Raw genomic sequence first — 26,762 nt, forward strand, 5'->3', positions numbered from 1 at the left:
TTCATTTCATCCAAGTTCTGCTGAACTCTGAAAGGAACGAAACATCGCACGATGACGCGTATCGTACACTTTAGATAAGCTGTGCCGCCGAAGCGACGTCAAATAGATTATCACTTCCATACCAATCTGTCAACTAGCGTTGTCGAGATAATCGATGAATCGGAATCGGATTGAACGGAAATAAGGAGGCATGAATCCTATGGCAACCATCGCAAGGACACTGAATCTACCCTACTACGCGGTCATTTTCACATCAGAGCAATCCGACGTGTGTACCGGTGATGCGGATATGGCAAAAGGCGTGATGGAACTTGTGCAAGGACAACCTGGTTTTCTCGGCGTCGAGCGGGCTTCGGGTATTACCACATCGTACTGGCGGGACTTCGCGTCCGTCCGCCCATGGAAGGAAAACGAGCGTCATCCGCCCGCTCAAGCAAATGGTAAGGCGGTCTAGTATGATGCCTATCAAACGAGAAACTGCAAAGTAGAGCGCGATTATGGGTTCCCTCGCGAGACTGTATTAACAAGCCATCCCCCGTTAAACACAAAAACAGCCACTGGGAGAAGAAGACCCATGGCTGTTTTTGCTGACTCTCGGGCGCATCATCCATCGCCCTATCCGTGGTGAATCCGACCGGTGGCGTTAGTCCCGAACAATCCTATCCACGACGATGTAACAAAGCCCTACAAATGTAGCAAACGCGAGGAACATCGCGGCAGTGTGAATAAGAAACTGCCATAAGACGTTAGTCATCATAGACGATATCCTCCTTTGCTTTAAGCGTACCAGAAAAGTAGATTACTCTTCCACTGTCTCCTCGTCTTCAGAAGCCATCACACGACTGACGGTGGCGACTTCATCGCCCTCCGCAACATTAATCAGTCGCACCCCTTGCGTGTTTCGGCTCTGTGTCGAGATGTCCTTGACGTGGATGCGAATGGCAACGCCACTTTGCGTAATAATCATCAAATCATCTTCCGGTGTCACCATGCGCATTTCAATGACGTTTCCGTTCTTCGGTGTGCAGTGCATCGTCTTGATACCCTTGCCACCGCGCATCTGGCCCCGGTATTCCGTGACCGGCGTGCGCTTGCCGTACCCGTTGGCAGTGACGACGAGGACGTCGTGATCATCTTCCGCCACATCCATCGCGATAACCGCGTCGTCGTCGTTCAAGCTAATTCCCTTCACACCTGTCGCCCCGCGGCCCATCGCGCGGACGTCCTTCTCGTTGAAGCGAATAGCCAACCCAAGGCGCGTAACCATCATGATATTCTTCTGCCCGTCGGTCAGTTTGACCGCAATGACGTCGTCATCATCCCGCAGGTTAATGGCAATCAGACCGTTCTTGCGAATATTCGAGTACTCACTCAAGGCCGTTTTCTTCACAATGCCGTGGCGCGTTGCGAAGAACAGGTTAATGCCGGAGATCTCGTCGGGATCGAGCGATTGAACCGGGATAACCGCCGTGATTTTCTCGTCCTGCTCGATATTGAGCAAGTTGATAATCGGAATCCCCCGCGCCTGGCGACTGAATTCAGGCACCTCGTAACCCTTGATGGCGTACATTCTGCCGCGGTTCGTAAAGAACAAGAGATAGTCGTGCGTCGAGGTCACATGAAGTTGCTCCATAAAGTCCTCGTCGCGCGTCCCCATCAGCGACATGCCGCGACCACCGCGCCGCTGACTGTGATACGTCGAGAGCGGGATGCGCTTGATATAGCCACGATGCGTCACTGCAATGACGACGTCGTGCATCGGAATCAAGTCCTCGTCGTTTATCTCGCCCTCAGCCGCACTGATCTTCGTCCGCCGCTCGTCGCCAAACTTATTGGCGATTTCGAGCAATTCCTCGCGGATGACGCCAAGCAATTTCTGCTCGTCTGCGAGAATCGAGCGCAGTTCCGCGATGCGCGCCTGCAACTCCGCGTACTCTGCTTCAATCTTCTCGCGTTCCAAACCGGTCAACCGCTGCAGACGCATATCGAGAATCGCTTGTGCTTGCTCTTCCGACAGAGAAAAGCGTGTCATCAGGCCTTCTCTTGCGATCTCTGCCGTCTGCGAAGCCCGAATCAGGTTAATCACTTCATCGAGATTGTCGAGCGCGATGCGCAAGCCCTCCAAAATGTGTGCACGGGCTTCCGCCTTGTTCAAATCGTACTGCGTACGACGGCGAACGACTTGTCGTTGGTGATTTAAATAGTGAACCAGCGTCTGCTTAAGCGTCAGGACCTTTGGCTCGCCATTGACCAGGGCCAAATTGATGACGCCAAAGCTGGTCTGCAGGCTGGTATGTTTGAACAGGTTGTTCAACACCACCTGCGGGCGGACGTCGCGGCGGAGTTCCACGACGACGCGCATTCCGTTTCTGTCCGATTCGTCGCGCAAATCGGTGATGCCGTCGATCTTCTTATCCCGAGCCAATTCCGCAATCTTTTCGACGATACGCGCCTTATTTTGCTGATACGGCAACTGGGTGATGACAATTCTCGTTTTGCCACCAGACATCTCCTCAAAGTGCGTGACCGCGCGGACTGGAATCGAGCCGCGCCCCGTCTCATAAGCCTTGCGGATGCCTTCCCGACCCAAGATGATACCGCCTGTCGGGAAATCTGGGCCCTTAATCGACTTCATCAACTCTTCGAGCGTCACATCTGGGTTGTCAATCAACTTGATGACGCCGTCAATGACTTCACGCAGGTTGTGCGGCGGAATATTGGTCGCCATACCCACCGCGATACCAGATGAACCATTGACCAATAAGTTTGGATAGCGAGCCGGCAAAACCGTCGGTTCCTGCTCCGTCTCGTCGTAGTTCGGCATGAAGTCGACAGTCTCTTTGTTGATATCGCGGAGCAATTCGAGGGCAATAGCAGACATGCGAGACTCTGTGTAACGCATCGCCGCTGCAGAGTCGCCATCAATCGAGCCAAAGTTCCCGTGACCGTCGACAAGCGGGTAACGAGTCGAGAAGTCCTGAGCCAACCGAACCAAGGCGTCATAGACCGACGAATCGCCATGCGGGTGGAACTTACCGAGCACTTCGCCGACGATACGGGCGGACTTCTTATACGGTTTATCTGGTGTCATGCCAGAGTCGTACATCGCGTACAAAACTCGGCGGTGTACAGGTTTTAATCCATCGCGAACGTCTGGAATCGCGCGAGCGACAATGACGCTCATCGCGTAATCCATAAACGAATTTCGCAACTCTTGGCTAATATCAACCGGCAGTACACTGCGGTTCTCTTCGTCTGCCAAACAGATTCCTCCTCGAGTCGATTAGATGTCCAGGTTGCGGACATAACGCGCGTGTTCCGCGATGAAATCGCGGCGCGGTTCCACTTTATCCCCCATTAGCGTACTGAAGATCATATCCGCATCCATAGCGTCTTCCATCGTCACTTGCAGCAGGGTCCGAGATTCCGGATCCATCGTGGTCTCCCACAACTGCTCCGGATTCATCTCACCGAGACCTTTGTATCGTTGGATGCCGACACCCTGACGGCCAGTCTCCTGCAAAATGGCTTCGAGTTGCGCGTCAGAATACGCATAGCGAACCGTTTTCCCCTTTGAGATCTTGTAAAGCGGAGGCTGCGCGATATACACGTAACCCGCATCAATCAACGGCCGCATAAAGCGATAAAACAACGTCAATAGCAGAATGCGGATGTGGCTGCCATCGTGATCGGCATCCGTCATAATGACCACCTTGTGGTAACGCGCCTTCGAGAGATCAAATTCGTCACCAATACCGGTGCCCGCAGCTGTGATAATTGCGCGAATTTCCTCGTTAGACAAGATTTTGTCCAGCCGGGCCTTCTCCACATTGATAATTTTCCCGCGCAGTGGAAGAATGGCTTGCGTCTGTGGATCCCGCCCCATCTTCGCTGATCCACCTGCGGAGTCACCCTCCACCAGGTAAATTTCCGATCGCTCTGGATCTTTCGACACACAGTCGGTCAACTTACCCGGCAGACTGCTGACTTCCAGTGCACTTTTGCGCCGCGTCAACTCGCGAGCCTTGCGTGCCGCTTCCCGCGCACGTGCCGCGGTGACACATTTGTCGATAATTCTGCGCGCAACCGATGGATTCTCGTCGAGGAATGTCTGCAACTTGTCGCCAAAGAGACTCTCGACGATACCGCGAACCTCGCTGTTGCCAAGCTTTGTCTTGGTCTGCCCTTCAAATTGCGGCTCCGGAACTTTCACACTGACGACAGCGACAATCCCCTCGCGGACATCGTCCCCTGTCAGGTTGCTCTCGCTCCCCTTAATCAGGTTGTTCTTGCGGCCGTAATCGTTAATCACGCGAGTCAACGCGCTCTTAAAGCCAGATTCGTGCGTCCCGCCTTCACCTGTGTTGATGTTGTTGGCGAACGAGTAAATCGTTGAAGCATAGCCGTCGTTGTACTGCAGGGCCACTTCGATGGTGACATCGTCCTTGACACCTTCGACAAACACCGGCTCTGGATGCAAGACATCTTTGGATTTATTTAAATAGCTGACGAATTCCTTGACGCCGCCCTCGTAATGAAATTCTTGCGTCTTGCCACCTTCGCGCTGATCTTCCAGCACAATCGCCAATCCTGCGTTGAGGAAAGCCAACTCGCGAAGGCGATGCTGCAGTGTTTCAATCTGAAACACCGTCGTCTCTGTAAAAATCTCCGGATCTGGCAGGAACGTGACACTCGTACCGTGTTTATCAGTATCGCCAACCACTTTCAAATCGTACTTGGGAACACCGCGTTCGTACTCTTGCACGTATACGTGCCCGTCGCGCCAGACTTCAACTTTGAGCCACGAAGACAACGCATTGACGACCGATGCGCCGACGCCATGAAGCCCGCCCGACACCTTGTAGCCGCTGCCGCCAAATTTACCGCCTGCATGAAGCACGGTCAGTGCCGTCTCGACGGCCGGCCGACCGGTCTTTGGGTGAATTCCCACAGGAAACCCGGCGCCGTTGTCAATAACTGTGACACTGTTGTCCTCGTGAACTTGCACAATAATGCGCGTACAACGCCCAGCGAGCGCCTCGTCTACCGCATTATCGACAATTTCCCAGACGAGGTGGTGAAGTCCCTTTACACTCGTGGAGCCAATATACATGCCCGGACGCTTGCGAACAGCCTGCAAGCCTTCCAGGACTTCTATCTGAGACTCATCATAAACTTGTTCCGTACGTGTATCCGCCAACTAGTTTCCCTCCACATTCGCACCAGTTGGTCGGTCAGTACAAACCAACCGACGTGCTGATACGATGTCACGTTCCACTGCTGTATAGGCTTCAGAATCACCCAGTTTACGCCGTTTCAGACGTTTCACTCCGTTATTATACCAGAAGCCACCTGAAACAGGCGGGCATCTGAAGTCAGCTCGTGTTCCAGGTGAAACAGGCTGGTCGTCGTGATGATGGTTTGCACTTTGCGACTCATCGACAACACCAAATTGCGCTGACGCGTATCATCCAGTTCCGACAACACATCGTCCAGCAAGAGTACTGGGTACTCGCCTATTTCCCTGTAAATAAAGTCAATCTCGGCAAGCCGCAAAGATAACGCGATTGTCCGCTGTTGCCCTTGGCTTGCAAAACTTTGTACATCTTGTCCATTGAGAAAAAGTTGTATGTCATCGCGGTGTGGTCCCACGGTTGTATAACCCATGCGAAGGTCCATCTGCCGTCGATCCGCCAAAGCCCGCACAAATTGTTCGGCGATATCGTCGATGGACAACTCCGCGCTCACGCGTGGCACTGTCGACGTGTACCGAAAATCGAAGATTTCCCGACCTTCGGAAATATCGACGTATACCTGATGAGCAACTGGCTGCAACTGTGTCAAAAAGCGTAGCCGCCGTAGAATCACATGGGCGCCATAGACGGCTAACTGTTCGTCAAAAGAAGCGAGGTAAGCGTCGTCGGTTATGCCATTTTTCAAAAGTTTGTTTCGCTGGGCGAGCGTTCGTGTGTAATTCGACAAATGGTGTAAATACATCGGCTGGGTTTGACCGAGCTCGACATCAATAAACCGTCGACGCTCTTTGGGTCCGCCTTTGACCAATTGAAGATCTTCAGGTGCGAATAAGACAACCTGAAAATGACCGACAAAATCCGTCATTTTCGTTTGTTGAACGCGGTTCACATAAGCCTTTCGACCCGATGTGCCAAGTTCAAGGCGCAGTCGCCGCGGCCCGTGTAACGCTTCTACAACGCCGTCGACGACTGCTTGTTCTTGATTCCAGCGCACCAAGTCCTTATCTTTCGCCGTGCGATGCGATTTCCCAATGGCCAATAATGCAATGGCCTCAAGTGCGTTGGTCTTTCCTTGTCCGTTTTCACCGCAAAACACATTCACATGTTCGGACAAATGAAGGGCTTGCTCATCATAATTCCGAAAATTGACCAGCGTTAAGTCAGTCAGATGCATTCGGGTCGCCCTTTAACATATATGTCTGTCTGCCAATGCGCACTGTATCCCCGTCTAGGAGTTTCCGGCCGCGTCGCGTTTCGCGTTCCCCATTGACAAAAAGTCGACCTTCCTCGAGAAAGATTTTGACCTCTCCGCCGGAAGATACGATATCCAGTTTTTTGAGCAATTGGCCGACGGTGATGTAAGGCCCGGAAAATCGAATTTCCATAAGCTTTGTCAATTACCTCCAAAGCACAGGGGAAATCAGTTGCAGCATGGTTTGATCCCCTGTCTTCTCAATGACGAACGCTTGTGTCGTTCCGTTGAATCGCGCAGTCACTTGAGCGGCATCTAACGCTCTCAATGCGTCCAAGACATATCGCGCATTAAAGGCAATCTGTAAATCATCCCCAGTCTTTTGTTCGACGGTGATGGTTTCAGAGACATTACCAATCTCAGGTGAGTTAGAACTGACTGTGATGGTGTCGTTTTGAATTTCCATGCGCACCATATGATTATCTCTATCTCGCGCAATTAGCGCAGCACGATCAATGGCGCCTAATAAAGCTTGTCCCGCAGCTGTAATTTCCGTCTTATGCGATGTTGGAATAATGCGAGATGTATCTGGATAAGTGCCATCGATGAGTCGCGTATAAAAGCGCGTATCTCCGATGACAAATAGACTGTGACTTTCGGTCAGATACAATTCCACAATAGAGTCATCCGTTGGCAAAATTTTTCCCAACTCGAGCATCGACTTACCTGGAATCACAGCTTGCCACACAGGAGCATCTGTCAAATGAACATAATGTGTCGCCATCCGTAAGCCGTCAGTGGCCGTAAAGGTTAATCGATCATGATTGCATTGAACGTTGATTCCGGTCAGGATAGGGCGCACTTCGGTATTCGCGGTTGCAAATGCCGTGGTTCGAATCAAATCTCCCAACAGCGAAGCCTGAATTTGTAGTCCCTGTACACCGACAAACGTTGGGAGTTTAGGGAATTCTTCCGCGTCAATCCCATGCAAATGAAATTCAACAGATGTCGTCGATATTTCTGTCATATAGTTGTTCGCAACTTGCATAGTAATGACTGTGTCTGGCAATTTACGAACGACTTCTGAAAAATATCTCGCCGGAAGGACAATTGAACCAGCTTGTTCAACCGTCAATTGATTGTCGTCCGAGGCATATATTCGCGTTTGAATTCCCAATTGTGTATCATACGCGGTCGCAACGATTTCTTGGTTGCTAACCTCTAGCAATATTCCGGATAACACTTGTTTAGTCGTGCGAACAGCAACAGCCTTCGACACAGTTTGAATAGCTTGCATTAATGCTGATTTTTGAATGGAAAACCGCATCACGATGGCGTACCCCTTCCAAGTTTCCGCATCACGTTCAGCCAATGATGTACTCACTAAAGTATATAGAATGAGGATCTAGGATCATATATCTAAAATCGTAATCATAGTAATAGGGCCGGTGAATATGTGGATAACCGGAACATCTATGGAATCTAGCAATCAACAGCCTGTTCATAAACCTGTGGATATATGCATTAGTTTTTCGGACAAACGTTATCCACATGTGGACAATCAGGTCAGGGTACGAATCGCTTGCGCCAAACGCTCTAACGTCGCTTTCAATTCGGCATCTTTTTGCAACTCTTCGTTGACCCGCTCGCAAGCGTGTAACACAGTAGTATGATCTCGCCCGCCAAACGCTTCACCAATTCTCGGCAGGGACATTTCCGTCAGCTCTCGTGTCAGATACATTGCAATTTGTCGAGGAAAGGCGATATTCCGCGTGCGCTTTTTCCCCTTTAGATCTTCTATTTTCAGGCCAAAGTGGTCGCCAATGACCTTTTGGACATGGGAAACGGTAATCGTTCGAATGCGGTCTGGCGAAATAATGTCTTTCAGCGCAGCCTTGGCCAGTTCTGGTGTGACATCCTCATTAACCAATGAGGAATAAGCGACAACCCGAATGAGAGCGCCTTCCAGTTCACGAATGTTTGAATCGATTTGATTGGCAATGTACGACAATACTTCTTCCGGAATCTCTAGTCCCTCGGAGCGGGCTTTGCGTTGTAGAATCGCAATCCGCGTCTCCAAATCGGGCGGCTGAATATCCGTGATTAGTCCCCATTCGAATCGCGATCTCAACCTATCCTCCAACGTTGGAATTTCTCGCGGGGGACGGTCACTGCTGATGACAATTTGTTTGCCGGCTTCGTGCAAGCTGTTAAATGTATGAAAGAATTCTTCCTGAGTCGATTCTTTGCCGGCCAAAAACTGAATATCATCAATCAGCAAGACATCGATTGATCGATACTTGTTGCGAAACGCTTCGGTCTGACTGTCACGAATGGCTGTGATGAACTCATTGGTAAATTTCTCGGACGACAGATATGAGATTTTTGCCGTCGGATCATGCGTTTTTACGTAATGTCCGATGGCATGCATCAAGTGAGTTTTGCCGAGACCGACACCGCCGTAGATAAACAGCGGGTTGTAACCCTGAGCAGGGCGCTCTGCTACAGCAAGACATGCGGCGTGTGCAAATCGGTTGCTGGCGCCGATGACAAACGTTTCAAATGTGTATCTCGAAATCAGCGTGCCCTGCGACTGGTCTTCTTCTGTGTCAGGTTGGGCGTATAGTTCAGGCCTGGACGGCTGACGAACAGGTAACGTGTCCTGTTTTTCCTCCGACCAATCGGTGACGAACTGGATTCGATACTCTTGTTCGGTCAGTGCGATAATCATGTTTTGAATTGTGGTCGTATAATGCTCCTCAATCCAATTTTTGACGAACGGCGTCGGCGTATAGACGAATAAGGAATGATTTGCCGCGTCGTACTTCAAGATTTTCGTACCCTCGAACCAGGTTTCGAACGTTGGACCTGACAGGCGCTCCTTCATCATGGCCAGCACTTGGCTCCATAGGCCATCGAAGTATTTCGTATCCGTGCGCGCACTCATTTGAACTGATGGCCCTCCTAAAGAAAAAACATAAAAACTTCGCACAACCCCAAAATGCCCGGTGTTACGCGAAATTTTCCGGTTGTCCCCCGTTTGATGTGGATTGAAAACGACGGAACTACACATATTCACTCGATGTGGGTAATGTTATCCACAACGTGTGGATAAACTTGTGGATACATTGATTAATGCACAGGGTCTGTGGATGATTGCAGCGACTATATTACCAGAAAAGACGATAGTCGAGCAATGTCGAAATAAATTATCCACAAAACCCACAAAGCTGCGAAAAATGTGGTTTCCACATGTGGAAATGTGTCTAAACTTGTGGATGTTTGTCTGTGGACAACTTGAAATGAGGATTTGTGCAGAAAGTTGTCCACATGTGGATTGTTGATGAGGAGAAGGCCTTGTTTTGTTGACAATTGTGTGCTTGTCATGTATCCTTTGTAACGTCTGTCTGCAAGGGAGGTGTCCTGATGAAACCGACCTATCAACCGAATGTACGGAAACGCAAAAAGAACCATGGATTTCGCCAACGCATGGCCACAAAAAATGGTCGTCGGGTTCTCGCAGCTCGCCGTAAACGGGGACGTAAAGTTTTGTCAGCATAAAGGCCACGATTCGTGGCCTTTTTTAATGGTTGTCGATATACCTTAGTTTTTTGGTTGCAAAAGGAGGGCGAGTGATGCAGAGTCAATACCGGTTAAAGGAGAATCGTGACTTTCGACGCGTATTTCGTCGAGGAAAATCGTTTGCGACGCCGCGACTGGTATTGTATTATTGCGACAATCGCCTGTCTTCTTTTCGCGTGGGATTCTCTATTAGTAAGAAGGTTGGCAACGCGGTGGTGCGGAATCGAGTGAAGCGGGTGTTGCGCGCGGGATTTCAGTCACTCATTCCAGAACTCTCGGATAAGCCAATCGATATTGTGATTGTCTGCCGCAAAGGCGCTGCAGCGTCCGATTACCACGAATTGATGAACGATGTCATGAAACTCCTGCAGAAAGCCAAAATCGTGGTATGATTTGGACGAGGAGCTGAGTGGAATGAAGTTCATTCTTCTCGCATTTATCCGCTTTTATCGGAAGTGTATATCTCCACTAACACCCCCCAGTTGTCGCTTTGTTCCGACGTGTTCGGAATATGCGATGGAGTCAATCATGCGGTTTGGGGCCATAAAAGGTGGATGGTTGGCAGTCAAGAGGTTAGTCAAATGTGGGCCTTGGCACCCAGGCGGTGTCGACGAGGTTCCGTTACCGAAGTAGTAGGGGGATTTGTGTTGGAGTCAAAGCGTAAACAACGCAGATGGACGTTCGCACTCAGCGCCTTGGTAGTCGTCGCGCTGACGGGTTGCGGAATGTATCCGAAGAAGCCGGGAGATTGGCCGCACAATGTCTGGGGAACCGTCCTCAAGGCCATTTCGGATGTCATTGATTTCTTGGCCCGGCACTTGGGAGATAGTTACGGACTTTCTATCTTGATTGTCACCATTATTGTCCGATTGATTATTCTTCCGTTGTTCATCAGGCAGATGCGCTATCAGAAGTACATGATGGAATTGCAGCCTGAGATGCAAAAAATTCGTTCGAAGTACAAAGGCGACAACCAAAAAATACAGCAAGAAACCATGAAGTTGTACCAAGAGCGCGGCATTAACCCAGCGGCAGGTTGTTTCCCAATGGTCATCCAGCTGCCTGTGCTGTATGCGCTTTATGGTGCCATCATGGGCAACTACGGTTTACACCATAGCGTGTTCCTCGGCATTTGGCAGCTTGGCGCCAAAGACCCATATTACGTGTTGCCAGTTATCGCGGCTTTGAGTACGTTCCTTTCCTCGTGGATCACGATGCGAAACCAACCTACTCAACAACGTGCCATTTTGTTCGTTATGCCAGTGTTCATCTTTATTATCGGAATGCGGTTGCCGGCTGGATTAGTTCTGTACTGGGTGTACACGAACTTGTTCACGGCACTTCAAACATATGTGTTTATGAATCGCAGGGCTGCAGCAACAGCGCCAGTTCCCGCTGCGGCTACCACGACGTCGCGTTCGCGCGGTGGGGGTAGCAAGTCGGGTGGCACATCGAATGCCGGTAAATCTGGTACTCGGACAAGTACAGCGAAAGGTACGGCGAAAGGCAAATCGTCCAATGCTGGTCGTGTAGAGAACAAGTCGTCTGGAAAATCAGGTTCTGCGAAGGCGAAATCTGGTTCTGGTAAATCTGCTACAAGTGGTTCAAAGTCAGGTGGCAAGCAGGGAAACCAGGGGACAAAAGCACCGATGACTTCAGATGATAGTGTGAAAAACAAGCCAAATGAGGCGAATAAAACGGCACCACCAGACACGACGAGCAATGCCCCAGTTGATCATCCGCGGGACGAATAGACCTTTATCGCGACTGAAGGGGAAAGTCAGATGAAGCGCTTAGTAGTAACGGGTCGAACGGTCGAAGAGGCAGTGACATCGGCGCTCGTGAAACTTGGGGTGCCGAGATCGCAGGCACAGGTGCGTGTGATTTCCGAACCGGTGAAAGGATTGTTTGGATTCCTTGGTGGGAAGGATGCTCAAGTTGAGGTGAGTGTTCCACAGAGTCCACTCGAGAACGCGCGTGACTTTGTCGAGACGGTCTTGCGCGAGATGGGTGTTTCGGCCAGGGTGACCATCGATGCGGATGAGGAGACGGACGCGGAGTACGTCGTGAACATCGATGCTGACGCGGATGTTTTGCCATCGCTGATTGGACGGCATGGGTCAACGCTAGATTCCTTGCAGTATCTCGTCAATATTGTGGCGAATCGGGAGCACGAAGGGTTTGTGAAGTTTTCGGTCGATGCGGGGGCTTATCGCAAACGCCGACGTGATAGTTTGCGACGTGCAGCTGATCACGCTGTGGAACGGGTGATTCGAACGGGACGAGCGGTTTCTATGGAGGCGATGTCGCCTGCGGATAGAAAATGGGTTCATACATATTTGCAGGCGCGTACCGATATTTCCTCGTTGAGTGAGGGGGAAGAACCGCATCGCAAAGTGAAAATTGTACCGAGGCGAAATGAGTATCGCGTGTAAGTGTTGTGATGGGATGATGAGCCCTTCTCTGTTGGAGGAGGGTATCTTTTTTGTTCGGAGGAGGCGAAGCAAGTGAATCTGGAGACTATCGCGGCCATTGCCACTGCACTGGGCGAAGCCAGCATTGGTGTTGTTCGGGTGAGTGGAGAGCACGCCAAGGCGGTTGCTGAACGCATGGTGCGGACGCCGAAGGGGCGTAGTGTATCGTTTTCTGGACCACGTAAAATCCTCTATGGACAAATTGTGCATCCGCGTACTGAGGTCGTGATAGATGAAGGGATTATCTTGTGGATGCCAGGACCTCACAGTTATACGGCGGAAGATGTCGTGGAGTTGCAGGTGCACGGCGGGATTCAACTGGTTCAGACAGTGTTGGAGGCTACGCTTGCAGCGGGGGCCAGATTGGCGGAGCCCGGAGAGTTTACGAAGCGCGCGTTCCTCAATGGCCGAATCGATTTGTCGCAGGCTGAGGCCGTGATGGATCTGATTCGTGCAAAGACGGATTTTGCGGGTCGCGTCGCGTTGCAGCAGGTTCAAGGGCGTTTCAGTGAAGAAGTTCGAAGCATTCGGCGCGCGCTCATCGAATTGCAAGCGCATGTCGAGGTGACGATTGATTATCCAGAACACGATGTCGAAGCGGTCGCTTGTGAGCAAGTGGTCGAGGTCGGAACTGCACTGATGCGGCGGATTGGGGCGCTTTTGGATGGGGCGAAACTCGGTCAAATTTTGCGCGATGGTGTTGCGACCGCGATTGTCGGGCGCCCCAATGTGGGGAAGTCGTCGTTGTTAAATGCGTTGTTGCGGCGAGATCGGGCGATTGTGACTGATATCCCAGGAACCACGCGGGATGTGCTTGAGGAGTACGTGAACGTGCGGGGCATTCCGCTCAAGCTTATCGACACAGCGGGTATTCGAGAGACCAGTGACGTAGTTGAACGAATTGGGGTCGATAAGTCGCGGCAGTCCATCCGCGAAGCTGAATTGGTGCTAGTTGTCCTAGATGGCACGATGCCACCGACATCAGAAGACGTCGAGATTTTGCAGAGTACGCGGGGCTTAAAGCGCGTCCTTGTGGTCAATAAAATGGATGCAGGTATCCATCCGGAATTGGCGGAGTTCGTGGATGGCGCAGAGGCCGCTGCGGTCGTGCATGTCTCTGCGCGAGAACAACAGCAGATTGAGCAGTTGGAGTTGGAAATTGCAAGGCTTGTGCAGGGAGAAATGTCGCTAGAGCGGGACACGACGTATATGACAAACGTTCGCCAGAAGAATTTGCTCGAAGTGGCAACAACAGATCTACAGATGGCTATAGACGCTGCGCAAGCAGGTGCTACACTAGATTTGATTGCGGTTCATCTGCAATCCACATACGAAGAGTTGGGACTTGTAATCGGTGAAGAGACGGGAGAGGACTTGCTCGACGAGATTTTTTCCCGGTTTTGTCTCGGAAAATAAGCGTTTAAACATATCATAGTATCTCGTTTTAGCGGGACTTGGTTCGATTCCATCGAGATGGTGAGGTGACCATTGTGAATTTCTTTGCTGGCGAGTACGACGTCATTGTCATTGGTGCCGGCCATGCTGGTTGTGAAGCGGCGCTTGCGGCCGCGCGGATGGGTTGTAAGACGCTGTTGCTGACAATTAATTTGGATACAGTAGCGTATATGCCCTGTAACCCTTCGATTGGTGGCCCTGCGAAGGGCATTGTGGTGCGCGAAATCGACGCGTTGGGTGGGCAGATGGCGCGGAACACGGACGCCACTTACATCCAGATGCGCATGTTGAATACAGGCAAGGGGCCGGCTGTTCAGGCGTTGCGGGCGCAGGCGGATAAAGCGTATTACGCCCTGAACATGAAGTGGACGCTCGAAGCGGAGCCGAATTTGGATTTGAAGCAGGCGATGGTCGAACAACTGTTGACGGAGAACGGGCGTGTCAAAGGGGTTATCACGAAGAGTCACCAGGAGTTTCATGCGAAGGCAGTCGTATTGACGACAGGGACGTATTTGCGCGGTCGCATTTTTATCGGCGACGTCTCGTATGAAGGTGGACCCAATGGTCAGATGCCGGCGATTAAACTGTCCGACAGCCTGTTAGATCTCGGTTTTCAGTTGGTGCGGTTTAAGACGGGTACACCGCCGCGAATTAATCGCAATACCATTAATTTTGACAAATTGATTGCGCAGCCTGGTGACCCAGTGCCACAGCATTTTTCGTTCGATCCCGACACGAAACCGCGCGACCAAGTTCCTTGTTGGCTGACTTCGACGACCGAGGAGGGACATTCGATTATTCTCGAAAACTTGGACCGTGCACCGATGTTCTCTGGTGAAATTAAGGGGACAGGGCCACGGTATTGTCCGTCGATTGAGGATAAGGTGGTGCGCTTTCGGGATCGGCCAAATCATCAGATTTTCCTCGAGCCAGAAGGCCCGAATACGTCTGAGTGGTATGTTCAGGGGTTGTCGACGAGCCTTCCGGAAGACGTACAGTTGGCGCTCTTGCGGACGATTCCTGGGTTGGAGAACGCGGAAATGCTGCGGCCAGGGTATGCCATTGAGTACGATGCAATCGTTCCGACGCAACTGTGGCCAAGTCTTGAGTCAAAGCGCGTTGAAGGGTTATTTACCGCAGGGCAAATCAATGGTACCTCAGGTTACGAGGAGGCGGCTGGTCAAGGAATTATGGCCGGTATCAACGCTGCCCGCAAGGTGCGGGGGGAAGAGCCTGTAGTTCTGTCGAGATCAGATGCGTATATCGCAGTGATGATTGATGATCTCGTCACAAAAGGAACGAATGAACCATATCGGCTGTTGACTTCCCGGGCTGAGTACCGGTTGTTGCTGCGGCACGACAATGCAGATCTGCGTCTGATGGAAATTGGTCACGAAATTGGCTTGCTTAACGAGAAAGCATATGATCGGATGATGAAGAAGCGCGCAGGCATTGAAGTGGAATTACAGCGCCTGCGTCGGACAAGGGTTAAGCCAGTGAGTGCCAATGAGAAGCTGGTGGCGTTTGGGTCAAAACCGGTGGAAGACGGCGTGACGCTGGAACAGCTGCTCCGCCGACCGGAATTGAGCTATGAACAGGTAAAGGCGTTAGATCCGACGGGTGGAGTCGAGTTAGATCCGGAAGTGGTCGAACAGGTCGAGATTCAGACTAAGTACGCGGGATACATTCAGAAGCAGGAGCAGGTGATTGACCGTCAGAAGCGGCTGGAGCATAAACTGATTCCGCCTGAGGTAGACTTTTACAGCATCGCGGGGCTTGCGACAGAGGCAAAGGAAAAACTGACGAAAATTCGCCCGAGGACGGTGGGCCAAGCGTCTCGTGTCGCTGGTGTGACTCCGTCTGATATCTCTATTTTGCTGGTCTATCTGGAAGCCTGGAGAGGAAAGGCTGCTAATGCTTGAGATTTCGTGGCCGAGGCCACTTTCTGCGAGACAACTGAATCAGTTGGACATGTTTATGAACTTGCTTGTCGACTGGAATGCACGTATGAATTTGACTGCCATTACGGATGAGGAACAGGTTTATGTAAAGCATTTTTACGATAGCCTCGCCGTGTTATTGACACCGCAGTGGCAAGTGATGACCAAGAAGGATTTGCGGGTGATAGATGTGGGAACCGGTGCAGGGTTTCCGGGTATCCCGCTTGCGATTGTTGAGCCGGAGATGTCGTTTGTGTTAAATGACGCCTTGCAGAAGCGGGTTGGCTTCTTACAGGCGGTTGTGGATGAATTGCAGTTGTCCAACGTGCAAGTGATTCACGCGCGTTCGGAAGATTTGGCGCGGGATGCGAAGTTTCGCAAGCAGTTTGATGTGGTCGTCTCGCGGGCGGTCGCGCGTCTGAATGTTTTATTGGAACTCATGTGTCCTTTTTTGGTTCAAAACGGTGTAGGATTCTCATATAAAGGTCCTAGTTTTGACGAAGAGAAAGCAGACGGCCTGCGTGCAGCTAAAAAATTGGGTGCTATCTTACAAGAAGAATTGACCTACACCTTGCCGCTAGAGATGGGAAAACGGACGATTGTTCCGTTTCGACAAACAACGCCTGTTCCGAATGCGTATCCGCGTAAGGCGGGGGTTCCACAGCGCAAGCCACTATAACGTACAGCCCAGTGTCGGACGTTGTCGATGCGCATGGTATCTTGTAAATTTTTGATAATGTTTGTCGACCTGAAGGATTATTAGGCTTTGGTGGTGAAAACCAGAGAACAGTGTCGAGATATCGCTTTGTTCTGTGGAGAATTGAGGGGTAAGAATGAAAGAAGCGTGGGGACGGTTTATTAATCTTCGCGACTCGGGGAACACAAATGCGCAAGTGGTCCAACTCCCTGTAGGTGACATAGTATCGAACCCATATCAACCACGAACGATTTTTAATCAAGAGGCCATCGAGGAGCTCGCAAAGACCATTCATACCCATGGCGTCATTCAACCGATTGTCGTGCGCAAGAAAGACAATCAATACGAGTTGATAGCCGGCGAGCGTCGTCTGCGTGCAGTTCGGCATCTGGGGTGGACAACCATTCCCGCTATCGTTCGGGAGATGAACGACGCGCAGACTGCGTCTGCGGCGCTCATTGAGAATCTCCAGCGCGAAGGTCTTACGCCCATTGAGGAAGCTGTTGCTTACCAGCAGTTATTGGAGTTACACGGTTTGACTCAAGAAAGTCTTGCGCAACGTTTGGGCAAAGGGCAATCGACGATTGCGAACAAGTTGCGCCTATTGAATCTACCAGAAGCAGTACAAACGGCCTTATTGACGAAATCAATTACTGAGCGCCATGCCCGTGCCCTGCTTGCGATTCCTACTGAAGAAGTACAGATTGAGCTGCTCCAGGAGTGCATTGACAAAGGTTGGAACGTGAAGCAAATGGAAGAGCGCGTGAAGGCGAAACTCGCTGGATTCCAACAGGAAGGCCAGAAGCGCGGTCGACCGCGGCGCAGAGGCCTGTCTAAGGATGTTCGATTGGCCGTCAACACCATTCGCCAGTCGCTTGAAATGATTGAAAGCACCGGACTTACAGTGAACTATGAAGAAGCGGATGAGGAAGAATACTATCAATTTACCATCCGTGTTCCAAAACAGAAAATCGCTCCGGCCCCGCAAGCGGAGTGAGCCCATGCGGCAGCGGCCTTGATTGGGTCGCTGTTTTGTTTTTCCCACCCGCAGTTAACGCAAAGTCAAATAGGCGTCGAATACCGATACATTTTTTTCGCCACATCTAAGCTGTTTTGCAGTAGAATGTGAAATAGTCACTTCGGACGTATGTTTCATGAATGAAGGAGGACTGTTTGTGTCCAACGCCCGAGTTATCGCTATTGCAAATCAAAAAGGTGGCGTCGGTAAAACAACCACAGCGGTCAACCTCGGCGCGTGTTTAGCGACTTTAAACAAGCGTGTATTGCTGATTGACATTGACCCACAAGGCAATACCACTTCAGGGGTAGGCATTAACAAAGCCGATGTTAAGTATTGTGTGTATGATGTGATTATTAACGACGTCTCGATGTCTGAGGCGGTCATGCCTTCCGGATTGGAGAACCTTTCTCTTTTGCCGGCCACCATTCAGTTGGCGGGCGCCGAGATAGAATTGGTTCCTACGATATTGCGAGAAGTCCGCCTTCGTCGAGCAGTGCAGACGATGCGCTCCCAATATGATTACATCGTCATTGATTGTCCGCCTTCCCTCGGGCTGTTGACCGTCAACGCGTTGACAGCAGCTGATTCGGTTTTGATTCCCATTCAGTGCGAGTATTACGCGTTGGAAGGGTTAAGCCAACTGCTAAACACCATTCGCCTGGTTCAAAAACACCTGAATACGTCGCTTGAAGTTGAAGGTGTTGTTTTAACGATGTTAGACGCTCGAACCAACTTAGGTTTACAAGTCATTGAGGACGTCAAAAAATTCTTTGGTGAAAAAGTGTATCGCACGATTATTCCGCGTAACGTTCGACTCAGTGAGGCGCCTAGTCACGGCCGCCCAATCATTCATTATGACCCGAGGTCAAGAGGCGCTGAATCTTATATGGAATTAGCCAAGGAAGTGATTGGAATTGAGTAAACGTGGTCTTGGAAGAGGGCTCGATGCACTGATTCCACAATTGAACGTTTCCGATCATGATCACGTCGTTTCTGTTGACGTTCGGGATCTACGGCCGAATCCATACCAACCTCGTCGGGAGTTTAACGAGGAGAAACTTCAAGAGTTGTCGCAATCCATTCTGGAGCATGGCATTATTCAGCCGTTGATTGTGCGAAAGAGTGAAGTGCGTGGATTCGACATTGTTGCTGGTGAACGGCGCTTTCGAGCCGCGAAGTTGGCTGGATTGCAAGTCGTTCCAGCGGTGGTTCGGGAACTCAGTGACATTTTATTGATGGAAATCGCCTTGATTGAGAACTTGCAGCGGGAAGATCTCAATCCAATAGAAATTGCCGATGCTTATGCAAATTTAATTGAAAAATGTCAGTTGACGCAGGAAGAACTCGCACATCGGGTTGGTCAAAGTCGAAGTCATATCGCGAATATGCTGCGATTGTTGAATTTGCCTGTCCAAATTCGCGAGATGGTCTCTCGTGGCACACTGAGCATGGGTCATGCAAGGGCACTCTTGTCTGTCGAGGACGAGGCGCGTCAAATCTCGTTGGCGAATCAAGCCGTCGAAGAGGATTGGAGTGTACGTAAACTAGAAACTGTGATTTACGAGCCCAAGAAAAAACTTGTTTCACGTGAAACACAGAAGGAAAAGAAAGTCTTGCCCTTGGCATATCGCAGATATGAGGAACAGGTTCAACAGTTCCTGGGGACTGCGGTCCGTATCCAGCATGGTAAGAAACGCGGTAAAATCGAGATTGAATACTTCTCAGAGGACGACCTTGAACGCATTATGAATCTAATGTTGTCCAGCATTCAGTAGGCGGGTGTAGGCATGTTTCTCCTGGGTACGATTGTGGATGCGCTGGCCATCCTCGTGGGATCCGCGATTGGTCTCGCGCTGCCGCGCATCCCTGATCGGATGAGAGATACGGTCATGCAGGGGCTCGCTCTTTGTGTTCTGTTGATTGGAATGAGTATGGCGCTTGGTGATACAGGTGACATTCTCATCATTATCGTCAGTGTGGTTTTGGGTGCGGTTCTTGGCGAATGGATGAACATTGATGAGGCGCTTATCCGCTTTGGCCATGGCCTAGAAGGTTTTTTTCAGCGCGTCTATAAAGGTCCGATTGCGGAGGGGTTTGTCTCTGGCACCTTATTGTTCTGTATTGGGTCGATGGCGATTGTAGGTGCGATACAGGATGGCCTGAGTGGCAATCATAAAACACTATTCGCAAAGTCCGTGCTCGACATGTTTACAGCAATTGTGTTCTCGACCACATTGGGTTTTGGTGTCGGCTTGGCCGCTGTCCCTGTGTTTCTGTATCAAGGTGCGATTGCACTGATTTCACATTGGGCTGGAAGCGTATTGAACGCCCCAGATATCATCGCGTGCATCACGGGTACCGGTGGTGTATTAATTATCGGAATGGCATTGAATATGTACGGCATCAAGCGATTTGCAGTGGCAAATCTGTTACCTGCCATCGCGATTGCGCCAATTCTAAAGAGCACTTGGCCGCACATTCTCCACATCGTTCATGTCGTTTCATGAAGACTTCTCAACAAGTAATATTTGGGTGATGTGATGGATGAGTTTCACGTTATACTAGGTACAGGCATTGTCGCAGGAAGGGACGAAGTGACTCAATGTTTTGGTCGTTGTTACAGCCTTATTTACCGTACATAACTGTGGGCGCAGGCGTCCTATCCATTATTTGTCTCATTATTGCCATTGTCGCTTTGGCTTCCAGTCGGCGCATGAAACGTCGACTGTCGCAGTGGAAGGACATTGCCTCAACTTCTGACCTGGAAGATGTGTTTCTCAGCACAAAGCAAGCTGTGAAATCCATTCAGGAACAGATGTCGGATGTCGAAATGGCACTCGCGCAAATGCATGAGGCGTTGCAACGCAAAGTGTCGACACCAGTTATGCAACGCTACAACGCGTTTGCGGAAGTGGGCAGTGATTTAAGTTACTCGGTCGCATTTTTAGATGATGTGGGAGACGGCGTGGTGCTTACGTCGATTTACGGCCGGGACGATTCGGTGACTTACGGCAAGCCGGTCGTTCATGGCGATTCTGAGTACCTACTGACGGCAGAAGAACAAAAAGTCATAGAGTCCGTCATGCAGCATGAAGCGTCGGATAAGGTTAAGGTGAAGAGTTTGTAAGCGGAGACGCATGTCTCCGCTTTTTGCATGAATCGCGATTCTGGTTACACCCCGAGGCGCATTCGTTGCGTGACAGCATATTTTTGTAGGCTCGCATGTAATGCGTGAACGACGATGTCACACATTTTAATTACGATTCCAAGCCGCGTATTTTGCAAGACGAAGTACTCCATAAATCCACTGACATTCACTATTCCGGTTACCGTTAAATCGCCAAACTCCGGCAGCGTTTTCTTCACACCCGCCCCAGGCCGTAGCGGCCCTTGTTCGACCATAATGTGTCCGACGTGATCGAATTTTCCGAGGCACGCATCGATGGCGATGACAAACGGCGGATCCTGATACTGTTCTTTAATCCGTTCTAACGTATGCCCTAAATTGACTGCATGTACCGGCTCGTCCAACGTACCGAATACATCTACGCCGGTGATGCGGGGCAGTGCGCGCAGGCGCGAGCCAATGATTGGGCCGAAGGCGTCACCTGTTGAGCGATCAGTCCCCACACAAACAACCAAAATCTGCGATTGGCGGCATAGTGCGAGACCCTGGTCGAGAAATTCGCCCAGACGTTGTGTCGCATCTAATTCATCAAATGCGACTCGTCCAATCACGCCTCCCGCTGGCATTTCTGTAAAGTCTGTCTGGCTATTTTTCAACGGGAATCCTCCTACAACGGAATATTCCCAGTATACGTTCGCGTAGCATCAACTATACCTGTCCCATAGTTGAAACAGAAAAGGGGTACTTCATTGGTAGATATCATGCTGATAGGAGAAGTGTTCTGGGTCTGGCTGTGGGTGCGCAACAGAAGTGCGGAAAGAGCGCTTTTATACGTGGGCGCCATGTTTACAGCGGTGTTCGTCGCGACGCATGTTTCGCCGTGGTTCGCTCGTCGGTTCATGGAGACGGGGAACACCTTTATGTGGTTGGCCGACAGGATGCAAGAGGCCACGCGACCGGTCGGTGCCGTTGGCGCGTTAGTTCCGCCTGTTCCCGTGGGTGCCATGGGCTCGTACGCCGACACGCGATGGATTGCACTTCATCTATTGCAGGGAATGTTTACAGTGCTTATGACCTGGGCCATTTTTACGTTGTTCATGGTAACAGAGCATTTGATGGAGGCGTTTTGGGACGACCATCGAACCTTGGTGGTCTATGGCGACACGTTCTTGGCCAATTTGTCCGGCGTCATTTGTGGGCTTGTCTTGGCGTGGACCAGTGTTTGGTTTGTGGCCAATTTATCGTGGTTCTCGTTACCAAGTGTTGTGTATGAGTCGATTAACCGGTCTTTGTTTTTTATCACGGGTTCGCATATTGTAGCCTATCTTTCAAGTCTACATGCTATGTTATCATGGGCATAATGACTTGGGAGGAGGACGACATGTGCAAAACAATCTCAGCTGGTGGAAACAATTCAAACACGACTTGGTCGATCCGACGCATGTGGAACGCCTTCTTCTGACTGTGGGCGAGGATTTGCTTCGGGTGATTGTGCTGTATATCATCGCTCGAATCATTATCCGCCTTGCGTTGCGGTTGTCGCGAAGGCTCTTGAAGCTCCATCGCAATCGTATGGACAAGCGTCGGCTTGATACACTAGATTCCCTGTTCAGCAATATCATTCGTTATACGGTGTACTTTTTGTTTGCTGTGGAGTCGCTTGCCGTTTTCCATTTAAATATCACGACGCTATTAGCCGGTGCAGGAGTCGTCGGACTGGCTGTCGGTTTTGGGGCACAAGGACTGATTAAAGATCTGATTTCGGGTCTCTTTATTCTATTTGAAGACCAGTACGGTGTTGGCGATACGGTGCAGATCAACGGGTTTACAGGCACGGTCGTATCGATAGGTGTTCGCTTGACTCGCGTGCAGGCGTGGACGGGAGAAGTGGAGATTATCCCGAATGGGCAAATTGCTACGGTGACGAATTACTCGCGGACCAACTCGGTCGCTGTAGTGGACGTCGGCGTTTCGTATAATGCAAATCTGAAGCAAGCGATGCAAATCATCGAGCAGGTGATGAACCAGTTGAAGCAAGAGGAAGAGAATGTCATCGGGGATGTCTCCATCGCTGGTGTGCAGGAGTTGCGGGATTCCGATGTGTTGATTCGTGCGACAGCTGTTTGTGCGCCGATGACGCAATATGGCATTCAACGAAAGGCACAGCAGCGAATTAAGGAGGCATTTGATGAAGCTGGTATCGAAATTCCGTTTGTCCATCGGACAGTGGTCTTAAAAGGCGACGTCAATGCGATGGAGAGGGGGAACGACCATGTCGGTTGAGTACGCCATGCACGATATTGTGAAGATGAAAAAGCCACACGCCTGTGGCGAGAACGCTTGGGAAATCATCCGATTGGGCATGGACATTCGTATCAAATGTCAGAAGTGCGGACACAGTGTGTTGATTCCTCGGGCGCGTTTTGATCGGCTGATTCGCAAGATATTGGTCCCGCACGAGGGGAGGGCACCAAATGACCATCAAGACGGCCTGTCCCATTGATTGTTACGACGGTTGCAGTATGCTTGCGACTGTAAAAGAAAACGGAGAAATTCAATTGCAGGGGAACCCGGAACATCCAATTACGCGGGGGGCTTTGTGCAATCGCGGGCGCCGCTTGGCGGCGCGGCGAGATGGTGAAGACAGGGTCGTCTATCCACTCAAAAAGGTAGGTGGAGAATGGGTGCCAATCTCCTGGGCGCAGGCTTATCGGGAGATTGGTCAGCAGATTCGCGTCGCGATCGACAAGTATGGCCATCATTCCATTTTGCACGCCTTCGACTGGGGGTCAGGTGCTCTGCTGAAGAGCCTGAGTCAACGGTTCTTTTATCAACTTGGCGGCTGCACGGAGACAGTGGGCAGTCTTTGTTGGGACGCGGGTTTAGAAGCGCAACGCTATGATTTCGGACAAGCTCGTAGCCATGCGCCAGATGATATGGTGCGCAACAGTCGTGGAATCGTGGTTTGGGGTCGGAACGTAGCGACGACCAATGTTCACATGATGCCATTTATTAAAGCGGCACAGGCGCGTGGTGCAAAGCTTGTGGTCGTGAATCCACTGCCTACGGATGTGGCGCGTCGGGCAGATATGTGCGTCTATCCGCGACCTGGGACAGATGCCCTGTTGGCGCTTGGCGTGCTTCGAGTATGTCGCGATTTAAATCTTATCGACCAGCGATTCACGCAAACATGCGCAGTTGGTTGGGACGCGTTTGCAAAGACGTTGGATGCGTATGCGCTTGACCGTGTTTCACGTGAAACAAATGTGGAACCTGAGCAAATTCGGGCTTTAGCCGAGTTCTATGGGCAATCGGGTCCTGTCACCACACTGCTTGGCATCGGGATGCAGCGATATGCTGGTGGAGGCAATGCGATTCGCGCCATCGATGCCTTGGCGGCCGCCACAGGTAACGTCGGTATTCCAGGAGGTGGCGTCAATTATGCGCAGCGGGGGATGGCGGCGTTTGTGGACGAAGACGCACTCACTGGACGTAGTGCGGCGGATGTCCGGGAATTTGTGCGTGGAACACAGGCGCAGGAAATTCTGTCGTCGAATCCACCGATTCAGGTGTTGTTTGTCACACGAACCAATCCATTGACACAGGTGCCTGACTCTGCTACTTTGCGCAAGGCATATGCGGGGATTGGTTGTAAAGTCGTCATTGATATGTACATGACGGAGACGGCACAGGCCGCCGATTATGTTTTACCTTGCACCAGTGTATTGGAGGAGGAGGACGTCACCTATACGACGATGTGGCATCCGTATCTGTCTTATATTCACCCTGTGGTACCGCCAAGAGGAGAGAGTAAACCGGAGTGGCAGATTTTCTCGGAGTTGGCGGACGTACTGGGTATGGGTGAGAAGATGGCGGGAAGTGTGCAATCGTGGTTGACATTAGCTTTGAGACCGTTATTGGCGCAAGGTATCACATTGGAACAAATCCAAACAGATGGATTCGTTCGTCTGCCCATTGAAGAGGTTCCATTTGCAGATGGTCGGTTTTTGACGCCAAGTGAAAAGTTCGAATTCTGGTCGAATGCGGCAGTCGCAGATGGACAATCTGCGGTGGCGACGTATGTGCCGCCGCGCCGTGCCCATGGCAGTGGCCATCATCGGTTGACATTGTTGACGATTCACCCGCGCAAACACGAAAATTCTCAACGTCAACATGTCGTTGGGGACGTGGTTTACCCAGTGGTTGAGATGTCGCGCGTGGTGGCCGACGAGCACGGTATCCGATCCGGCGACGCAGTGCGCCTATACAATGATAAAGCGAGCCTTCAAGGGGTTGCAAAGGTGCGCGAAGAAGGTCATCCTTATACGGTGCAAGTGGAGTCTGGGTGGTCTGGACAGGGTATTTCTATCAATGATTTTACAGACGCTGATTCGGCTGATTTTGGCCAACAGACGGCTCAGTATGATTGTGCGTGCAGCGTTGAACTTATCGCATCTGCGCTGGTCATCGGTGTAGAAAAGAGAGAGCCCGTACAATAGGCGGGCTCTCTGCATCTATAAGGAATAAAAATGCCGATTATGAGGCTTGGCAGTTGGGACTGGTCTGGACACGCTTGCTGAGGTCTTCGGGTTGAATCGCCAATGCTTTTGGGTTGAGTTTGCGTACTTTGAGCCTACGCAGCAGTTTCCGTAGCATGGACAGTCACCTCCTTATAGTCATAGTATTACTTCAAAACGCGAAAGTATCCAAGGGGTTGTCCATCAAGTTGTGGTCCCATGGTGCGTTTTGCGTGTCGCACGTTGTGTTTGAACGCTACAATATACTATACGCGCTTTTGTCGTACAAAGTTGCATTGTCAGAGATAAGTTGTTCCACCTATACTTGATTTGCAAGGTACGTAGCGAGGTGTCAATATGCCATTACAGGCTGGAATTGTAGGATTGCCGAACGTTGGTAAATCGACGTTGTTTAACGCGATTACTAAAGCTGGGGCAGAGGCTGCCAATTATCCGTTTTGCACGATTGATCCTAACGTTGGTGTCGTTGAGGTCCCGGATGTCCGTCTACAGGGACTCGCTGAGATTGTTCATCCGAAGCGAATTGTTCCGACGGCGTTTGAATTTGTCGACATCGCGGGATTAGTCAAAGGCGCGAGTCAAGGCGAAGGGCTTGGCAACCGATTTCTTGGTCACATTCGGGAAGTCGATGCGATTGTTCACGTGGTGCGCTGTTTTGAAAATGGGGACATCACGCATGTGTCAGGGTCGGTTGATCCACTTCGAGACATCGAGACGATTGAAATCGAGTTGATTTTGGCTGATTTAGAAACGGTGCAGAAGCGGCTCGATAGAGCGAAGAAAAACATGAAGAGCGGCGACAAGAAGTTTAAAGTTGAGGCGGATGCGCTGGAACGCTTGGCCGCTGCGTTAGAAGCGGGGCAACCAGGCCGCTCAGTTGAGCTGTCTGATGACGAAACGGCGCTTCTGCGGGATTTGCACTTGTTGACCACCAAACCCATTCTCTATGTGGCTAACGTGGGTGAGGACGAGGCTGCTGACAGCAGTGGGAATCCTCACGTAGAAGCCGTGCGGCAGCGCGCTGCCAGTGAACAGGCTCAGGTGGTGGTGGTGTCCGCCCAACTTGAGGCGGAAATCGCTGAGTTGGAGGGGGAGGACCGGGATGCATTCTTGGCCGACCTCGGACTTGCTGAAGCTGGATTGGACAAGCTCATCCGCAGTGCATATGACTTGCTCGGTTTGCGGACGTATTTCACGGCTGGCGAACCGGAGGTTCGTGCCTGGACGATTCGTGAGGGAACGAAGGCGCCGCAGGCAGCGGGCGTCATCCACAGCGACTTCGAACGCGGCTTTATTCGAGCCGAGGTGGTCGCGTACGAGGATTTAATCCGCGCGGGCAGTTACACTGCGGCCCGGGAACAGGGCAAAGTGCGATTAGAAGGAAAAGACTATATCGTGGAAGACGGCGATGTGATGCATTTCCGGTTTAATGTCTGATACGGGCAGCCTGAGAATGGATTGAAAGTATTGTATCTAGGCTG

General features: G+C 51.0%; 26 protein-coding genes. 19 read left to right on the forward strand and 7 right to left on the reverse strand.

What is annotated here, in order from left to right; genetic code table 11:
* Positions 1-199: 199 nt before the first annotated feature.
* Positions 200-454, forward strand: a complete 255-nt coding sequence (locus J3482_RS13010) for an antibiotic biosynthesis monooxygenase family protein (RefSeq protein ID WP_146824355.1) — start codon at positions 200-202, stop codon at positions 452-454.
* A gap of 345 nt (positions 455-799) precedes the next feature.
* Here the strand turns inward: J3482_RS13010 and gyrA are convergent, their stop codons facing one another.
* The 6 genes from gyrA to dnaA form a co-directional block, all read right to left on the reverse strand.
* On the reverse strand, positions 800-3,262 hold the full coding sequence (gene gyrA / locus J3482_RS13015; RefSeq protein WP_146824356.1) for a DNA gyrase subunit A: 2,463 nt from the start codon (positions 3,260-3,262) through the stop codon (positions 800-802).
* A gap of 21 nt (positions 3,263-3,283) precedes the next feature.
* Positions 3,284-5,200 carry a DNA topoisomerase (ATP-hydrolyzing) subunit B gene (gene gyrB, locus J3482_RS13020; RefSeq protein WP_146824357.1) on the reverse strand — a complete coding sequence of 639 codons (1,917 nt, stop codon included), beginning with the start codon at positions 5,198-5,200 and terminating at the stop codon, positions 3,284-3,286.
* Positions 5,201-5,325: 125 nt separating this feature from the next.
* Positions 5,326-6,429 (reverse strand): DNA replication/repair protein RecF, encoded by a 1,104-nt coding sequence (recF, locus tag J3482_RS13025; protein WP_206922511.1) that lies wholly within the window; start codon positions 6,427-6,429, stop codon positions 5,326-5,328.
* The gene (locus tag J3482_RS13030; RefSeq protein WP_438938622.1) at positions 6,416-6,652 is read right to left on the reverse strand and encodes an RNA-binding S4 domain-containing protein; all 237 of its coding nucleotides are present in this window, start codon (positions 6,650-6,652) and stop codon (positions 6,416-6,418) included. The genes recF and J3482_RS13030 overlap by 14 nt, the downstream gene beginning before the upstream one ends.
* Positions 6,653-7,819 carry a DNA polymerase III subunit beta gene (gene dnaN / locus J3482_RS13035; RefSeq protein ID WP_223204267.1) on the reverse strand — a complete coding sequence of 389 codons (1,167 nt, stop codon included), beginning with the start codon at positions 7,817-7,819 and terminating at the stop codon, positions 6,653-6,655.
* Between the two features lie 189 nt (positions 7,820-8,008).
* Positions 8,009-9,394: a chromosomal replication initiator protein DnaA gene (dnaA, locus tag J3482_RS13040; RefSeq protein ID WP_146824359.1), complete on the reverse strand. Its 1,386-nt coding sequence runs from the start codon at positions 9,392-9,394 to the stop codon at positions 8,009-8,011.
* Positions 9,395-9,873: 479 nt separating this feature from the next.
* On the opposite strand from dnaA, the gene rpmH reads away from it, so the two are divergent.
* From rpmH to J3482_RS13105, 13 genes are all read left to right on the forward strand, one after another.
* Positions 9,874-10,008: a 50S ribosomal protein L34 gene (rpmH, locus tag J3482_RS13045; protein WP_081654075.1), complete on the forward strand. Its 135-nt coding sequence runs from the start codon at positions 9,874-9,876 to the stop codon at positions 10,006-10,008.
* Positions 10,009-10,082: 74 nt separating this feature from the next.
* Entirely contained in the window at positions 10,083-10,421 is a 339-nt protein-coding gene (rnpA, locus tag J3482_RS13050) for a ribonuclease P protein component (RefSeq protein ID WP_206922512.1), read from the forward strand.
* A 22-nt stretch (positions 10,422-10,443) separates the two neighbouring features.
* Complete coding sequence (gene yidD / locus J3482_RS13055) at positions 10,444-10,662, forward strand: membrane protein insertion efficiency factor YidD (protein ID WP_081654076.1); 219 nt, start codon at positions 10,444-10,446, stop codon at positions 10,660-10,662.
* A 14-nt stretch (positions 10,663-10,676) separates the two neighbouring features.
* On the forward strand, positions 10,677-11,783 hold the full coding sequence (locus tag J3482_RS13060; RefSeq protein WP_206922513.1) for a YidC/Oxa1 family membrane protein insertase: 1,107 nt from the start codon (positions 10,677-10,679) through the stop codon (positions 11,781-11,783).
* A gap of 30 nt (positions 11,784-11,813) precedes the next feature.
* A complete protein-coding gene (gene jag / locus J3482_RS13065; protein ID WP_146824362.1) occupies positions 11,814-12,464 on the forward strand; it encodes an RNA-binding cell elongation regulator Jag/EloR in 651 nt (216 codons plus the stop codon).
* A 72-nt stretch (positions 12,465-12,536) separates the two neighbouring features.
* Positions 12,537-13,919 (forward strand): tRNA uridine-5-carboxymethylaminomethyl(34) synthesis GTPase MnmE, encoded by a 1,383-nt coding sequence (mnmE, locus tag J3482_RS13070; RefSeq protein ID WP_206922514.1) that lies wholly within the window; start codon positions 12,537-12,539, stop codon positions 13,917-13,919.
* A gap of 74 nt (positions 13,920-13,993) precedes the next feature.
* Complete coding sequence (mnmG, locus tag J3482_RS13075; RefSeq protein ID WP_146824364.1) at positions 13,994-15,880, forward strand: tRNA uridine-5-carboxymethylaminomethyl(34) synthesis enzyme MnmG; 1,887 nt, start codon at positions 13,994-13,996, stop codon at positions 15,878-15,880.
* On the forward strand, positions 15,873-16,577 hold the full coding sequence (gene rsmG / locus J3482_RS13080; protein ID WP_146824365.1) for a 16S rRNA (guanine(527)-N(7))-methyltransferase RsmG: 705 nt from the start codon (positions 15,873-15,875) through the stop codon (positions 16,575-16,577). Before mnmG ends, rsmG begins: the two co-directional genes overlap by 8 nt.
* A gap of 154 nt (positions 16,578-16,731) precedes the next feature.
* Positions 16,732-17,592: a nucleoid occlusion protein gene (gene noc, locus J3482_RS13085; protein ID WP_021296368.1), complete on the forward strand. Its 861-nt coding sequence runs from the start codon at positions 16,732-16,734 to the stop codon at positions 17,590-17,592.
* 178 nt (positions 17,593-17,770) lie between these two features.
* Positions 17,771-18,538 (forward strand): ParA family protein, encoded by a 768-nt coding sequence (locus J3482_RS13090; RefSeq protein WP_021296369.1) that lies wholly within the window; start codon positions 17,771-17,773, stop codon positions 18,536-18,538.
* Positions 18,531-19,391: a ParB/RepB/Spo0J family partition protein gene (locus J3482_RS13095; protein WP_206922515.1), complete on the forward strand. Its 861-nt coding sequence runs from the start codon at positions 18,531-18,533 to the stop codon at positions 19,389-19,391. The genes J3482_RS13090 and J3482_RS13095 overlap by 8 nt, the downstream gene beginning before the upstream one ends.
* Before the next feature lie 12 nt (positions 19,392-19,403).
* Complete coding sequence (locus J3482_RS13100; RefSeq protein ID WP_146824367.1) at positions 19,404-20,123, forward strand: DUF554 domain-containing protein; 720 nt, start codon at positions 19,404-19,406, stop codon at positions 20,121-20,123.
* 95 nt (positions 20,124-20,218) lie between these two features.
* Positions 20,219-20,743: a DUF4446 family protein gene (locus tag J3482_RS13105; protein ID WP_206922516.1), complete on the forward strand. Its 525-nt coding sequence runs from the start codon at positions 20,219-20,221 to the stop codon at positions 20,741-20,743.
* A gap of 44 nt (positions 20,744-20,787) precedes the next feature.
* Here the strand turns inward: J3482_RS13105 and yyaC are convergent, their stop codons facing one another.
* On the reverse strand, positions 20,788-21,399 hold the full coding sequence (gene yyaC / locus J3482_RS13110; protein WP_021296373.1) for a spore protease YyaC: 612 nt from the start codon (positions 21,397-21,399) through the stop codon (positions 20,788-20,790).
* 93 nt (positions 21,400-21,492) lie between these two features.
* On the opposite strand from yyaC, the gene J3482_RS13115 reads away from it, so the two are divergent.
* The 5 genes from J3482_RS13115 to ychF all read left to right on the forward strand — a co-directional run bounded on the left by J3482_RS13115 (position 21,493) and on the right by ychF (position 26,718).
* Positions 21,493-22,104 (forward strand): hypothetical protein, encoded by a 612-nt coding sequence (locus J3482_RS13115; protein ID WP_021296374.1) that lies wholly within the window; start codon positions 21,493-21,495, stop codon positions 22,102-22,104.
* 22 nt (positions 22,105-22,126) lie between these two features.
* On the forward strand, positions 22,127-23,026 hold the full coding sequence (locus J3482_RS13120) for a mechanosensitive ion channel family protein (RefSeq protein ID WP_021296375.1): 900 nt from the start codon (positions 22,127-22,129) through the stop codon (positions 23,024-23,026).
* Positions 23,016-23,246: a DUF951 domain-containing protein gene (locus J3482_RS13125; protein WP_021296376.1), complete on the forward strand. Its 231-nt coding sequence runs from the start codon at positions 23,016-23,018 to the stop codon at positions 23,244-23,246. The genes J3482_RS13120 and J3482_RS13125 overlap by 11 nt, the downstream gene beginning before the upstream one ends.
* Complete coding sequence (locus J3482_RS13130; RefSeq protein WP_146824369.1) at positions 23,218-25,242, forward strand: molybdopterin-dependent oxidoreductase; 2,025 nt, start codon at positions 23,218-23,220, stop codon at positions 25,240-25,242. Before J3482_RS13125 ends, J3482_RS13130 begins: the two co-directional genes overlap by 29 nt.
* A 375-nt stretch (positions 25,243-25,617) precedes the next feature.
* On the forward strand, positions 25,618-26,718 hold the full coding sequence (ychF, locus tag J3482_RS13135) for a redox-regulated ATPase YchF (protein WP_146824370.1): 1,101 nt from the start codon (positions 25,618-25,620) through the stop codon (positions 26,716-26,718).
* Positions 26,719-26,762 lie beyond the last annotated feature (44 nt).

The organism is Alicyclobacillus suci (genome assembly GCF_017329615.1).
Taxonomy (GTDB): domain Bacteria; phylum Bacillota; class Bacilli; order Alicyclobacillales; family Alicyclobacillaceae; genus Alicyclobacillus; species Alicyclobacillus suci.